Genomic DNA, 15,977 nt, shown 5'->3' with positions numbered 1-15,977 from the left:
AACTACGCGGCGGCCAACGCCTTCCTGGACGCGCTGGCCGAGCACCGCCGCGCGGCCGGTCTGCCCGCCACCTCCCTCGCCTGGGGCCTCTGGGCCGAAGACGGCGGCGGTATGGCCGCCGAGCTGGACGACGCCGATGTGCAGCGGATGGCCCGAGGCGGCGTGCGGGCGCTCTCCGGAGCGGAGGGCCTGCGGCTGTTCGACGCCGCCGTACGGGCCGAGGACGCGGTGCTGGTGCCGATCCGGCTGGACCTGGCAGGGCTGCGCTCCCGCGCGACCGACCCGGGCGCCGTCCCGCCGCTACTGCGGGGCCTGGTCAGGCCCGCGACCCGGCGCGCCGTGGCCTCCGCCGGAGCCGCCGCGCCCGGCGGCTCCGCCCTCGCCGAGCGGCTGGCGGCGCTGCCGCCGGCCGAGCAGTGGCGTGAACTCCTGGAGGCCGTCCGCACCGAGGCGGCCGCCGTGCTCGGGTACAGCGGCCCGGAGGCGGTCGACCCGACCCGCGCCTTCCGGGAACTCGGCTTCGACTCGCTCAGCGCGCTGGAGCTGCGCAACCGCCTCGGCGCCGTCACGGGCCTGCGCCTGCCCGCGACCCTGGTCTTCGACCACCCCAGCCCGGACGTCCTGGCCCGGCAGCTGGGTACCGAACTCCTCGGCGGCCAGGAGGCCGACGGGAGGGTGCTCCCGGGCACCGCGGCCATCGGCAGCGGCCTGGGCCACGACGACGACCCGATCGCGATCGTCGCGATGAGCTGCCGCTTCCCCGGCGGGATCCAGACCCCCGAGGACCTGTGGCGACTCGTCGCCGACGGGCGGGACGCGGTCTCCGGCTTCCCCACCGACCGTGGCTGGGACGTCGAGAACCTCTACCACCCCGACCCGGACCACCAGGGCACCTCGTACACCCGCGAGGGCGGGTTCCTGCACGACGCCGCCGCGTTCGACCCCGGCTTCTTCGGCATCAGCCCGCGCGAGGCGCTGTCCACCGACCCGCAGCAGCGGCTGCTGCTGGAGACCTCCTGGGAGGCGTTCGAGCGGGCCGGCATCGACCCGGTCGCCATGCGCGGCAGCCGGACCGGCGTCTTCGTCGGCGTGATGTACCACGACTACGCGACCCGGCTCCAGGAGGCCGCGACCAGCGGTGCCGAGGGGTCGATGGGCAGCGGCGGCGTGGGCAGCATCGCCTCCGGCCGGGTCTCGTACACCTTCGGTCTGGAGGGCCCGGCGGTCACCGTCGACACCGCCTGCTCCTCCTCGCTGGTCGCGCTGCACTGGGCGATCCAGGCGCTGCGCTCCGGCGAGTGCTCGCTCGCCCTGGCCGGCGGCGTCACCGTCATGGCGACACCCGCGACCTTCGTGGACTTCAGCCGCCAGCGCGGGCTGTCCCCGGACGGGCGCTGCAAGGCGTTCTCGGACGACGCGGACGGTACGGGCTGGGGCGAGGGCGTCGGCCTGCTGCTCGTCGAGCGGCTCTCCGACGCGCGGCGCAACGGACACCCGGTCCTGGCCGTGGTGCGCGGCAGCGCGGTCAACCAGGACGGTGCGTCCAACGGCCTCACCGCGCCCAACGGCCCGTCGCAGCAGCGCGTCATCCAGCAGGCGCTGGCGAGCGCCCGGCTGACGGCCGGTGAGGTGGACATCGTCGAGGCGCACGGGACGGGCACCACACTGGGTGACCCGATCGAGGCGCAGGCGCTGATCGCGACCTACGGTCAGGCCCACAGCGACGAACAGCCGCTCTGGCTGGGCTCGGTGAAGTCGAACCTCGGGCACACCCAGGCCGCCGCCGGCGCGGCGGGCGTCATCAAGATGGTCATGGCGATGCAGCACGGCGTGCTGCCGCAGACGCTGCACGTCGGTGAGCCGTCCACCCACGTGGACTGGGAGGCGGGCGCGGTCGAGCTGCTCGCCGAGGCCCGCCCCTGGCCCGAGACCGGCCGTCCGCGCCGGGCCGCCGTCTCCTCGTTCGGCATCAGTGGCACCAATGCCCATACCATCATCGAACAGGCGCCCGCCGAGGAGCCGGCCCCCGCGACGTCGGACGAACCGGTGGCGCCGGTCCCGCTGGTGCTGTCCGGCCGGACGCCGGAGGCCCTGCGGGGTCAGGCCGCCCGCCTGCACGGGTTCCTGCTGGCACGTCCCGCGTTGGACGCGACCGACCTGGCTCGGTCGCTCGCGACGGCACGGTCGGCCTTCGAGCAGCGCGCCGCGCTGGTGGCGGACGACCGCACGGAGCTGCTGGACACGCTCGCGGCACTGGCCGAGGGCGCTCCCGCCCCCCACGCCGTGCGGGGGGCGCCGGTCGGCGGCCGGACGGCGTTCCTGTTCACCGGCCAGGGCAGCCAGCGCGCCGGGATGGGCGAGGAGTTGTACGCCGCCCACCCGGTCTTCGCAGCCGCCTTCGACGCCGTCCGCGCGGAGCTGGATCCGCTGCTGGACCGTCCGTTGCCCGAGGCCGTCGCCGACGCGGACCTCATCAACGAGACCGGCTTCACCCAGCCCGCGCTGTTCGCCCTCGAAGTGGCGCTCTACCGCCTCGTCGAGTCCTGGGGCATCCGCCCGGACTTCCTGGCCGGACACTCCGTCGGCGAGCTCGCCGCCGCGCACGTGGCGGGCGTGCTCTCGCTGCCCGACGCGGCGAGGCTCGTCGCGGCCCGGGGCCGGCTGATGCAGGCGCTGCCGCGCGGCGGGGCCATGGTGGCTCTTCAGGCGGCCGAGGGCGAGGTACTGCCGCTGCTCGTCGGCCGCGAGGACGAGCTGGGCATCGCCGCCGTCAACGGGCCCGACTCGCTGGTGGTCTCGGGCGACGAGCGTTCGGTACTGGAGCTCGCCGCCGACTGGGAGGCCCAGGGCCGCAAGGCCAGGCGCCTGGCGGTCAGCCATGCCTTCCACTCGCCGTTGATGGACGGCATGCTGGACGAGTTCCGGTCCGTGGCCGGTCAGTTGACCTTCGCTGCGCCGCGGATCCCGATCGTCTCCACCCTCACCGGTGCCCGGGCGACGGCCGAGGAGCTGGCCGACCCCGAGTACTGGGTCCGCCACGTCCGGGACGCCGTCCGCTTCGCCGACGCCGTGCGGGCCCTCGCGGGCGAGAACGTCCGGACCTTCCTGGAACTGGGCCCCGACGGGACCCTCACCGCGATGGCACAGCAGTGCCTGCCGGACGACACGGATGCCGTCCTCGTACCCGCCCTGCGCCGCGACCGTCCGGAGACGGCCGCCGTCGCCGCCTGCCTGGGCCGCCTGCACGTGGCCGGGGCCCCGGTGGACTGGGCGGCAGTGTACGCCGGGCGGGCGGCGCGCGTCATCGACCTGCCGACGTACGCATTCCAGCGGGAGCGCTACTGGCCGCAGGGCGGTGGCGGGCCGGCGGGTGACGTCGCCGCGGCCGGTCTGAGCGCGGCCGGCCACCCGCTGCTGGGGGCCGCCGTGCCGCTGGCCGAGGGGGACGGCCACCTGTTCACGGGACGGCTCTCGCTGCTGACCCACCCGTGGCTGGCGGATCACGCCGTCGCCGGCAGCGTGCTGCTGCCGGGAACGGCCTTCGTCGAGCTGGCGGTGCGGGCAGGTGAGCAGGTGGGCTGCGCGGTGCTGGAGGAGCTGACGCTGGAGGCGCCGCTGGTCGTGCCCGAGCAGGGCGCCGTCCAGCTGCAACTGCGGCTCGGCGCTCCGGACACCGACGGCCGCAGCGTCGTCGGCCTGCATTCCCGCCCCGCCGAGGCCGGTGAGGACACGCTGTGGACGCGGCATGCGGTGGGTGTGCTGGCGGAGGCCGGGGCTGGTGCGGGTGAGGCGCTGACGCAGTGGCCGCCGGTGGGTGCGGAGTCCGTGCCGGTGGACGGGGTGTACGAGGCGTTCGCCGGCGCGGGGTTCGAGTACGGGCCGGTGTTCCGGGGGCTGCGTGCGGCGTGGCGGTGTGGGGGTGAGGTGTTCGCCGAGGTCGTGCTGCCGGAGGAAGTGCGTGCCCAGGCGGGGTTGTTCGGTCTGCATCCGGCGTTGCTGGACGCCTCGCTGCATTCGGTGGCTCTTGGTGGGTTGTTGGCGGACACGGGCCAGGGGCGGTTGCCGTTCGCCTGGTCGGGGGTGTCCCTGCATGCGGCCGGTGCGGACGAGCTGCGGGTGCGGGTTGCCGCGACCGGGCCCGACTCGGTGTCCCTCGCGGTGGCGGATGCCTCGGGTGCGCCGGTGGCGACCGTCGAGTCGCTGGTGCTGCGGGCGTTCTCGCCCGAGCAGCTGGCGGCCACCGGCGGCCACGAGTCGCTGTTCCACCCCGAGTGGACGCCCGTCACGCTGCCGGCCGCGGCCCCGACCGGTACGGTCGGCGTGCTCGGCGCCGACGCCGACCACCTCGGCCTCGTCGGCGCGGCCCGCTTCGCGGACCTGGCGGACCTGGCGGACATGGCCGAGGGCGGTCCCGTCCCCGGCACCCTGGTGTTCGCCCTTCCCGCCGCGAGCGGAGCGGACCCGGCGGAGGCCACCCACACTGCCGTCCGGGACGCCCTCGCGCTGGTACAGGACTGGCTGGCGGCCGAGGAGTTCGCGGACTCCCGCCTGGTCGTGCTGACCAGGGGCGCCAGTACGGGCGCCGACCTGCCCGCCGCCGCCGTGCACGGCCTGCTGCGCTCGGCGCAGTCCGAGCACCCCGGCCGGATCACCCTGGTCGACCTCGACGACGACCCGGCCTCGCTGCGGGCCCTGCCCCACGCACTGGGCACCGACGAACCCCAGCTCGCCCTGCGCGCGGGCACCGCCACCGCGCTGCGCCTGCACCGCGTCACCGATGCCGCGGCCCCGGCCCGATCCGACTCTCCCGCAGCGGGATTCGCCGACGGCGGGACCGTCCTGCTGACGGGCGCCACCGGCTCCCTGGGCAGCGCGGTGGCCCGCCACCTCGTGGCGCAGCGCGGCGTCCGACGCCTGCTGCTGGTCTCCCGCCGGGGTGAAGCGGCCCCGGGCGCCACCGAGTTGGCCGCCGAGCTGGCCGCCCTGGGCGCCGAGGTGACCTTCGCCGCCTGCGACGCCGGCGACCGCGCGGCCCTGGCACGGCTGCTGGACGGCCTGGACCTGACGGCCGTGGTCCATGTGGCCGGGGCGCTGGACGACGGCATCGTGTCCGCGCTGACGCCCGGGCGCCTCGCCGCGGTGCTGCGCCCGAAGGTGGACGCCGCCTGGAACCTGCACGAGCTCACCCGGGAGAGGCACCTCTCCGCCTTCGTCCTGTTCTCCTCCCTCGCCGGGGTGTCCGGCGCGGCCGGCCAGGCCAACTATGCGGCGGCGAACAGTTTCCTGGACGCCCTCGCCCAGCACCGCCACTCCGCCGGCCTGCCCGCGAGTTCGCTCGCCTGGGGCCTGTGGGCGGACGACGGAGGCATGGCCGACACCCTGGACAGCGCCGACGTCGAGCGGATGGCCCGCGGCGGAGTGGCCGCGCTGTCGGTCGGCGAGGGCCTGGCTCTGCTGGACGCGGCCGTCGCCCTGCCGCAGCACCCGGTGCTGGTGCCCGCCAGGCTCGACCTGGGCGCCCTACGGGAGCTGGCCGCGCAGACCGGCGAGGTGGCCCCGCTGCTGCGCTCCCTGGTCCGCCGTCCCGCCCGCCGGGCCGCGGCGGCCGAGGCCGACCCGGCCGCGGAGCTGCGCCGGCGACTGGCCGGACAGCCGTCGCAGGACCAGGAACGCATCCTGCTGGAGGTGGTGTGCGGGCAGGTCGCCGCCGTCCTCGGCTACGCGGGCGCGGCCGCCGTCCAGCCCACCCACGCCTTCCGCGAGCTCGGCTTCGACTCGCTGACCGCCGTGGAACTGCGCAACCGCCTGAACGTGGTGACCGGCCTGCGGCTGCCCGCCACGCTGATCTTCGACCACCCGAGCCCCGCCGAGCTGGTCGCCCAGCTGCGGACGGTCATCCCGCAGGAGGGCGACGAAGCCGGGCCCGGCGTGTTCGCCGAACTCGACCGGCTGGCACAGGCCCTGGCTGCCGCACCCACCGACGAGGAGACCGGCGCGCGGATCACCCTGCGCCTCCAGGCCCTGCTGACGCAGTGGCGGGAGGTCCTCAGCGGCCCGGACGACCCGGCCGCCACGGCCGACGGCCACAGCGACCTCGACGCGGCCACCGACGACGAGCTCTTCGACCTGCTTGACGACGAGCTCGAAACTTCCTGACCCAGGCGTCACCCCTTTTGCCGCAAGGAGCGGACGGACATGCTGAACGAGGACAAGCTGCGCGACTACCTCAAGCGCGCCACCGCCGACCTGCGCAACGCCCGACGGCGCCTGCGGGAGATGGAGGAGCGCGACCGGGAGCCGATCGCGATCGTGGGCATGGCCTGCCGCTACCCGGGCGGGGTGTCCTCGCCCGAGGAGCTCTGGCAGCTGGTGGCCGACGGGCGTGACGCCATCGGCGGCTTCCCCGCCGACCGGGGCTGGGACAGCGCGTCGCTGATCGACGACGACCCCGACACGCACGGCACCAGCTACGTCAACCAGGGCGGCTTTCTCTACGACGCGAGCGAGTTCGACCCGGCGTTCTTCGGCATCTCGCCGCGCGAGGCCCTCGCCATGGACCCGCAGCAGCGCCTGCTGCTGGAGGCGTCCTGGGAGGCGTTCGAGCGGGCCGGCATCGACCCCCGCTCGCTCAAGGGCAGCCGGACCGGCATCTTCGCCGGGCTGATGTACCACGAGTACGCCAGCCGGCTGGGCGCGGTGCCCGAAGGCGTCGAGGGGCACCTCGGTACGGGCAGCTTCGGCAGTGTGGCCTCGGGCCGGGTCTCGTACACCTTCGGTCTTGAGGGTCCGGCCGTCACGGTCGACACGGCCTGCTCGTCCTCGCTGGTGGCGCTGCACCTGGCCGTCCAGGCGCTGCGCAGTGGCGAGTGCACGATGGCGCTGGCCGGTGGTGTGACGGTGATGTCCACCCCCGGCACCTTCGTGGAGTTCAGCCGGCAGCGGGGCCTGGCCACCGACGGGCGCTGCAAGGCGTTCTCGGACGATGCGGACGGCACCGGCTGGGGCGAGGGCGTCGGTATCGTCCTCGTCGAGCGGCTGTCGGACGCGCGGCGCCTCGGGCATCCGGTGCTGGCGGTGGTGCGTGGCTCGGCGATCAACCAGGACGGTGCGTCGAACGGTCTGACGGCCCCGAACGGTCCCTCCCAGCAGCGGGTGATCCGCCAGGCGCTGGCCGGCGCCGGTCTGACGCCCGCCCAGGTGGACGTGGTGGAGGCGCACGGGACCGGCACCACACTGGGCGACCCGATCGAGGCGCAGGCGCTGCTGAACACGTACGGGCGTGAGCGTTCGGCGGAGCAGCCGTTGTGGCTGGGGTCGTTGAAGTCGAACATCGGTCACACCCAGGCCGCGGCCGGGGTGGGCGGCATCATCAAGATGGTGATGGCGATCCGCCACGGCGTCCTGCCCAGGACGCTGCACGTCACCGAGCCGTCCACGCACGTGGACTGGTCGGCGGGTGCGGTGGAGCTGCTGACGGAGCGGCGGGAGTGGCCGCGCACGGGGGAGCCGCGTCGTGCGGGCGTGTCCTCGTTCGGGTTCAGTGGGACGAATGCGCATGTGATCATCGAGCAGGCGCCGGCGGAGGAGCCGGTGGTGGCCGACGGTGGTGAGGGTGCCGGGGTGCCGGTGGTCGGTGCGTCGGTGGTGCCGTGGCTGGTGTCGGCGCGGGGTGAGGAGGCGCTGCGCGGGCAGGCGGCGCGGCTGCGGGCGTTCGCCGGCCGGGAGCCGGATGTGCTGGGTGCCGGTCTTGCGCTGGCGACCGGGCGTGCGGCCCTGGAGCACCGGGCCGTGGTGCTCGGCGCCGACCTCACCGAACTCGGCTCCGGGCTGGCCGATCTGGCCGAGGGCGCGCCGGCGGCCGCCGTGGTGCAGGGCGTCATAGGCGCCCCCGGGAAGGCGGCGTTCGTCTTCCCCGGCCAGGGTTCGCAGTGGGCCGGGATGGGCGCGTTGCTCTGGGAGGAGTCCGAGGTCTTCCGCTCGGCGATCCGGGGCTGCGGTACGGCGCTGGAGCCGTTCACCGACGGCTGGTCGCTGGAGGACGTGCTGCTCGGCCGTTCCGGTGATGCCTGGATGGACCGGGTGGATGTGGTGCAGCCGGTGCTGTGGGCGGTGATGGTTTCGCTGGCGGAGGTGTGGCGGGCGTCCGGTGTGGAGCCGGGTGTGGTGGTGGGGCATTCGCAGGGTGAGATCGCGGCTGCGGTGGTGGCGGGTGCGCTGTCGCTGGAGGACGGTGCCCGGGTGGTGGCGCTGCGGAGCCGGGCGATCGCCGGTGGTCTGGCGGGTCTGGGCGGCATGGTGTCGGTGGCGCTGCCGGTGGAGCGGGTGCGTGAGCGCTTGGTGGTGTGGGGTGAGGAGCGGATCTCGGTGGCGGCGGTGAACGGCCCGTCGTCGGTGGTCGTCTCCGGTGAACCGACCGCCCTGGACGAGCTGCTGGCCTCCTGCGAGGCGGATGGTGTGCGTGCCCGTCGGATCCCCGTGGACTACGCCTCGCACTCGGCGCAGGTGGAGTCGATCCGCGCCGAACTGCTGGACGTGCTCTCCGAGATCCGCCCGCGGGCCGGTTCGGTGCCGGTCTTCTCGACGGTGACGGGTGAGCTGGTCGACGGCTCCGGCATGGACGGCGAGTACTGGTACACCAACCTCCGCACCACCGTCCGCTTCGCGGAGGCCGTGGACACCCTCCTCGGGGACGGCTTCGGCACGTTCGTCGAGGTCAGCGCCCATCCGGTGCTGGCGATGGCGGTGCAGGACGCCGCCGAGGCCGCCGGGCACGACGCGGTGACCGTGGGCACGCTGCGCCGCGGCGAGGGCGGAGCCCGCCGGGTGCTGGCCTCGCTCGCCGAGGCGTGGGTACGCGGGGTCGCCGTCGACTGGCGGGCCGCCGTCTTCACCGGCACCGCCGCCGTCCCGCCCCTGGAGCTGCCCACCTACGCCTTCCAGCGCGCGCACTACTGGCTGGACGCGCCCGCCCCGGCGGCAGAGGCGGAGCGGGCAGCCGCGCTCGACCCGGTCGAGGCCGAGTTCTGGGCCGCCGTGGAGAGCGAGGACCTGGACGTCCTGGCCGAGTCGCTGGACCTGGGCGCCGACGCGCCGCTGAGCGCCGTCCTGCCCGCGCTGTCGTCCTGGCGCCGTCAGCGCCGTGAGCGGTCCACGGTCGACGGCTGGCGCTACCGGATCGTCTGGCAGCCCCTCACCGACCTGCCCGCGCCGGTGCTCTCCGGCCACTGGGCCCTGATCACCAGCGCGGACGACCTCTCCCGCGCCGAGGACCTCGCTCAGGCGCTCGGCCGGCGCGGCGCCGACGTCACCGTGCTCACCCTCGGCGAGGGCGACCTCGACCGGACGGTCCTCGCCGCCCGGCTGAGCGCGGAACTGCCCGAGGGCGCCGCCGTCGCCGGCCTCCTCTCCCTGCTCGGCACCGCCGAGCAGCGCTGCACCGCACACCCGTCCGTGCCATTCGGCCTGGCGGCCTCGGTGGTGCTGCTCCAGGCCCTCGCCGACGCGGGCATCGAGGCCCCGCTGTGGTCGGCCACCCGGGGCGCCGTGGCCGTCAACCGCGCCGAGCGGCTGTCCGGCCCCGCCCAGTCCCTGGTCTGGGGTCTCGGCCGGGTCGCCGCCCTGGAGGACGCGCCCCGCTGGGGCGGCCTGGTCGACCTGCCCGAGCAGCTGGACGAGCGCGCCCTGGACCGCCTCGCGGGCGTCCTCGCCGGCACCGGCGGCGAGGACCAGCTCGCCGTCCGCCCCTCCGGTGTGCTGGTTCGCCGTCTGGTGCACGCCCCCGCCCCGGCGGTGGCCGGCGAGGGCTGGCGTCCGTCCGGCACCGTCCTGGTGACCGGCGGCACCGGCGCGCTGGGCGCCCACGTGGCCCGCTGGCTGGCCGCCAACGGCGCCGAGCACCTGCTGCTCACCAGCCGCCGTGGCCCCGACGCCGAAGGCGCCGCCGAGCTCGCCGCCGAACTCACCGCCCTCGGCGCGAGCGCCCGCATCGTCTCCTGCGACGTCTCCGACCGTGCCGCACTCGCCGGCCTGCTCGCCACCATCCCCGCCCAGCACCCGCTCACCGCCGTCATGCACACCGCCGCCGTCCTGGACGACGCCGTGATCCAGGCGCTGACCGCCGACCAGCTGGAGCGGGTGCTGCGGGTCAAGGTCGACTCCGCGCTGCACCTGCACGAGCTGACCCGGGAGCTGGACCTCACGGCCTTCGTCCTGTTCTCCTCCTTCGCCGCCACCTTCGGCGCCCCCGGCCAGGGCAACTACGCCCCCGGGAACGCCTTCCTGGACGCGCTCGCGGAGCAGCGCCGAGCCGACGGGCTGGCCGCCACCTCGATCGCCTGGGGCCCGTGGGGCGAGGGCGGAATGGCGCAGGGCGGCGTCGGGGACCGGATGCGCCGCCACGGCATCCTGGAGATGGCCCCCGAACTGGCCGTCGCCGCCCTCCAGCACGCGCTGGACCAGGAGGACGCGGTGCTGACCGTCACCGACATCGACTGGCAGCGCTTCGCCCTCGCGTTCACCTCCGGCCGGGTCCGTCCGCTGCTGTACGAGGTGCCCGAAGCCGCCCGGGCGCTGGAGAGCGTCCGGGCCGCCGGCGAGGAGCAGCAGTCCACCGGCGGAGCGCTCGCCGCCAGACTCGCGGGTGTCGCGCCGGCCGAGCGCGAGCGCATCCTGCTCGACCTGGTCACCTCGCACGTCGCCGCCGCGCTGGGCTTCGCCGGGCCGGAGGCCGTCGACACCGGCCGGGCCTTCAAGGAGCTGGGCTTCGATTCGCTGACCGCCGTCGAGCTGCGCAACCGCCTGGGCGCCGCGGCCGGCCTCAAGCTCCCCGCCACGCTGATCTACGACCACCCCAACGCCCGGGCGCTCGTCCGTCACCTGGGCGAGGAGCTTTCCGGGACGGTCGCGGGCGCGGCCGGCCTGCTCGTGGCGAGCACCGCCGCGCACGACGAGCCGATCGCCATCGTCGGCATGAGCTGCCGCTTCCCCGGCGGGGTGGACTCGCCGGAGGCGCTCTGGCAGCTCCTGCTGGCCGGCGGTGACGCCCTGTCGGAGTTCCCCACCGACCGCGGCTGGGACCTGGAGTCGGTGTTCGACGCCGACCCCGATGCGCAGGGCACCTCCTACATCCGCGAAGGCGGCTTCCTGCACGACGCCAGCCGCTTCGACGCCGCCTTCTTCGGCATCTCGCCGCGCGAGGCGCTCGCCATGGACCCGCAGCAGCGGCTGCTGCTGGAGACCTCCTGGGAGGCGTTCGAGCGCGCGGGCCTGGACCCGTACGCGCTGCGCGGCAGCCGGACCGGTGTCTTCGCCGGCACCAACGGCGGCGACTACCTCGGCCTGCTCGCCGGGGCCGCCCGGTCGGCGGAGGGCCACGTCGCCACCGGCACCGCCGCCAGCGTGGTCTCGGGCCGGGTGTCCTACCTGTTCGGCCTCGAAGGGCCGGCGATGACCGTGGACACCGCCTGCTCGGCCTCGCTGGTCGCCCTGCACCTGGCCGTCCAGTCACTGCGGGCCGGCGAGTGCGAACTCGCACTGGCCGGCGGTGTGACGGTGATGTCCACCCCCGGCACCTTCATCGAGTTCAGCCGCCAGCAGGGCCTGGCCTCGGACGGCCGCTGCAAGCCGTTCTCGGCCGCGGCCGACGGCTTCACCCCGTCCGAGGGCGTGGGCATGCTGCTGGTGGAACGGCTCTCCGACGCGCGGCGCCTCGGGCATCCGGTGCTGGCGGTGGTGCGTGGCTCGGCGATCAACCAGGACGGTGCGTCGAACGGTCTGACGGCCCCGAACGGTCCGTCCCAGCAGCGGGTGATCCGCCAGGCGCTGGCCAACGCCGGTCTGACGCCCGCCCAGGTCGACGCGGTGGAGGCGCACGGGACCGGCACCAAGCTCGGCGACCCGATCGAGGCGCAGGCCCTGCTGGCCACCTACGGCCAGGGCCGGCCCGTGGACCGTCCGCTGCTGCTCGGCTCGGTGAAGTCCAACCTCGGCCATGCCCAGGCCGCGGCCGGCCTCGCCGGCGTGATCAAGATGGTGGAGGCGCTGCGCCACGGCGTCCTGCCGGAGAGCATCCACCTGGACGAGCCTTCGCCGCACGTGGACTGGTCGGCGGGTGCGGTGGAGCTGCTGACGGAGCGGCGGGAGTGGCCGCGCACGGGGGAGCCGCGTCGTGCGGGCGTGTCCTCGTTCGGGTTCAGTGGGACGAATGCGCATGTGATCATCGAGCAGGCGCCGGCGGAGGAGCCGGTGGTGGCCGACGGTGGTGAGGTTGCCGGGGTGCCGGTGGTCGGTGCGTCGGTGGTCGGTGGGTCGGTGGTGCCGTGGCTGGTGTCGGCGCGGGGTGAGGAGGCGCTGCGCGGGCAGGCGGCGCGGCTGCGGGCGTTCGCCGGCCGGGAGCCGGATGTGCTGGGTGCCGGTCTTGCGCTGGCGACCGGGCGTGCGGCCCTGGAGCACCGGGCCGTGGTGCTCGGCGCCGACCTCACCGAACTCGGCTCCGGGCTGGCCGATCTGGCCTTGGGTGGACCGGGTGTGGGTGTGGGTGTGGTGCAGGGTGTGGCGGGGTCTGCGGGGAAGGTGGTGTTCGTCTTCCCGGGTCAGGGTTCGCAGTGGGCGGCGATGGCGGTGGAGCTGCTGGGGTCGTCGCCGGTGTTCGCGGCTCGGATGGCGGAGTGCGGGGCGGCGTTGGCGCCGTTCGTGGATGGGTGGGCGCTGCTGGATGTGGTGCGGGGTGTCGAGGGTGATGCCTGGATGGACCGGGTGGATGTGGTGCAGCCGGTGTTGTGGGCGGTGATGGTTTCGCTGGCGGAGGTGTGGCGGGCGTCCGGTGTGGAGCCGGGTGTGGTGGTGGGGCATTCGCAGGGTGAGATCGCGGCTGCGGTGGTGGCGGGTGCGTTGTCGCTGGGGGACGGTGCCCGGGTGGTGGCGTTGCGTAGTCGGGCGATCGCCGGTGGTCTGGCGGGTCTGGGTGGGATGGTGTCGGTGGCGCTGCCGGTGGAGCGGGTGCGTGAGCGCTTGGTGGTGTGGGGTGAGGAGCGGGTCTCGGTGGCGGCGGTGAACGGCCCGTCGTCGGTGGTCGTCTCCGGTGAACCGACCGCGCTGGACGAGCTGCTGGCCTCGTGCGAGGCGGATGGTGTGCGTGCCCGTCGGATCCCCGTGGACTATGCCTCGCATTCCGCGCAGGTGGAGTCGATCCGTACCGAGCTGCTGGAGGTCCTCGCCGACGTCCGTCCGCGGGCCGGTTCGGTGCCGGTGTTCTCGACGGTGACGGGTGAGCTGGTCGACGGCTCCGGCATGGACGCCGAGTACTGGTACACCAACCTCCGCACCACCGTCCGCCTTCAGGACGCCGCCGAAGCACTGCTCACCGACGGCTTCGGCACCTTCGTCGAGGTCAGCCCGCACCCCGTGCTGGTGATGGCCCTTCAGGAGAGCATCGAGGCGGCCGAGCGCGACGCCGTGGCCCTCGGCACGCTGCGCCGTGGCGAGGGCGGGCCCCGCCGGGTGCTGGCCTCGCTCGCCGAGGCCTGGGTACGCGGGGTCGCCGTCGACTGGCGGGCCGCCGTCTTCACCGGAGCCGGAGCCGGAACGGGAACCGCAACCTCCGCCGTCCCGCCCCTGGAGCTGCCCACCTACGCCTTCCAGCACCGGCGCTTCTGGCCCGAGCCCGCCCGGCCCGAGGACGGCGCCGCGACCTCCGGCGGCGACCCCGTGGACGCCGCGTTCTGGGAGGTCGTCGAGCGTGAGGATCTGGGTGCGCTGGCCGGCTCGCTGGAGCTCGACGCCGACGCGCCGCTGAGCGCCGTCCTGCCCGCGCTGACCTCGTGGCGCCGCCGGCGCCGTGAGCAGTCCACGGTCGACGGCTGGCGCTACCGCATCGTCTGGCAGCCCCTCACCGACCTGCCCGCCCCGCTGCTCTCGGGCACCTGGGTCGTGCTCGCGACCGAGGAGGACGGTGCCCGCGCGGCCGACCTCGCCCAGGCACTGGACCGGCGCGGCGCGGAGACCCGTACGCTAACCGTCCGCGTGGCGGACCTCGACCGCGAGCGGCTGGCCGAGCGGCTGCGCAAGGAGCTGGGCGACGTGGTCGGCCTGGCCGGCGTGCTGTCGCTGCTGGGCACCGACGAGCGGCCGCACGCCGACCACCCGGGGCTGCCGCTCGGCCTCGCCGGGACGGCCGCGCTGGTGCAGGCCCTCGGCGACGCGGGCATCGAGGCTCCGCTGTGGTCGGCCACCCGGGGCGCCGTGGCCGTCAACCGCACGGAGCGGCTGTCCGGCCCCGCCCAGTCCCTGGTCTGGGGCTTCGGCCGGGTCGCCGCCCTGGAGCACCCGCAGCGCTGGGGCGGCCTGGTCGACCTGCCCGAGCAGCTGGACGAGCGCGCCCTGGACCACCTGGCCGGTGTCCTCGCCGGGGCCGGGGCCGAGGACCAGCTCGCCGTCCGCCCCTCCGGTGTGCTGGTTCGCCGTCTGGTGCACGCCCCCGCCCCGGCGGTGGCCGGCGAGGGCTGGCGTCCGTCCGGCACCGTCCTGGTGACCGGCGGCACCGGAGCGCTGGGCGCCCACGTGGCCCGCTGGCTGGCCGCCAACGGCGCCGAGCACCTGCTGCTCACCAGCCGCCGTGGCCCCGACGCCGAAGGCGCCGCCGAGCTCGCCGCCGAACTCACCGCCCTCGGCGTCCGGGTGACCGTCGCCGCCTGCGACGTCGCCGACCGCACCGCGCTGGCCGCGCTGCTCGCCGCGATCCCCGCCGAGCACCCGCTGACCGCCGTCGTCCACACCGCGGGCATCCTCGACGATGGTGTGCTGGACGCGCTGACGCCCGAGCGGTTCGCCCGGGTGCTGCGGCCCAAGGCGGACGCGGTGCTCGCTCTGGACGAGCTGACCCGGGACCAGGACCTGTCCGCGTTCGTCCTGTTCTCCGGCATCGCCGGCACGCTGGGCGACCCCGGACAGGCCAACTACGCCGCCGCCAACGCCTTCCTGGACGCCTTCGCCGAGCACCGGCGCGCCCAGGGCCGGCCCGCCACCTCGGTGGCCTGGGGCCGGTGGGGCGAGAGCGGTATGGCCGCGGACGGCCTGATCGGCGACCGGCTGGACCGCGCCGGTCTCCCGGCGATGCGGCCCGAGTCGGCGATCGCGGCCCTCCAGCAGGCCCTGGACCTGGACGAGACGGTGGTGACCGTCGCCGACATCGCCTGGGAGCGCTTCGCCCCCGGCTTCACGTCCGTACGCCCCTGCGCGCTGCTGGACGAGCTGCCGGGCGCCCGCCGCCCGGCCACCGGCGCGCAGCCGGGCCCGGCGGACGGCGGCGCCTCGGACGCCTCCGAGCTGCGCCGGCGCCTGGCCGGCATGGCGGAGCTGGAGCGCGAGCAGACCGTGCTCGACCTGGTGCGGGCCCACGCGGCCGCCGCGCTCGGGCACGCCACGGTGGACGAGGTCGGCGCCGGCCGGGCGTTCAAGGAGCTAGGCCTGGACTCGCTGACCGCGCTGGAGCTGCGCAACCGCCTCGGCGCCGCCACCGGCCTGAGGCTGCCCGCCACACTGGTGTTCGACTTCCCGACGCCGGCCGCCCTGGCCGAGCGCCTGCGGGCCGACCTGGTCCCCGCCGGTGCCGCCCACGGCGGGGGAGGCGGCCACCTCGGTGACCTCGACCGGCTGGAGGCCGCGCTGGACACCGTCGCCGACGACGAGGACACCCGGGCGGACGTCGCCGCCCGCCTCCAGGCCCTGCTGACCCGCTGGAGCGCGGCACCGCGCGAGCGGGAGGCGGACGTCCAGGTGGCCGAGCAGCTCCAGGCCGCCTCCGCCGACGAGCTGTTCGCCTTCATCGACAACGAGTTGGGCATGGCCTGACGGCCCCGCCGCCCGGCGGCGTCGCCCCCCGACGCCGCCGGGGCTGACGAACGATCGGCCCGGGACGCCCGGGCAGGGCCTCATCCGGCCCGCAACCACGTGCAGCCATCAGGACTGCAGTCATCGAACAT

The 15,977-nt window shown here is 75.4% G+C and carries 2 protein-coding genes; both read left to right on the top strand.

Annotated elements, in window-relative coordinates:
- Positions 1–6,156 (top strand): SDR family NAD(P)-dependent oxidoreductase (locus tag ACIBH3_RS33790; protein ID WP_396315936.1); only part of this gene is annotated, 6,156 nt, incomplete at its 5' end.
- 42 nt (positions 6,157–6,198) lie between these two features.
- Complete coding sequence (locus ACIBH3_RS33785) at positions 6,199–15,846, top strand: type I polyketide synthase (RefSeq protein ID WP_396315937.1); 9,648 nt, start codon at positions 6,199–6,201, stop codon at positions 15,844–15,846.
- Positions 15,847–15,977: the final 131 nt, after the last annotated feature.

It is taken from the genome of Kitasatospora sp. NPDC050543 (assembly GCF_044457565.1).
In the GTDB taxonomy this organism is placed as follows: Bacteria; Actinomycetota; Actinomycetes; order Streptomycetales; family Streptomycetaceae; genus Kitasatospora.
The sequence above is the reverse complement of the archived record's forward strand: the minus strand, read 5'-3'. Positions and strand labels throughout refer to the sequence as shown.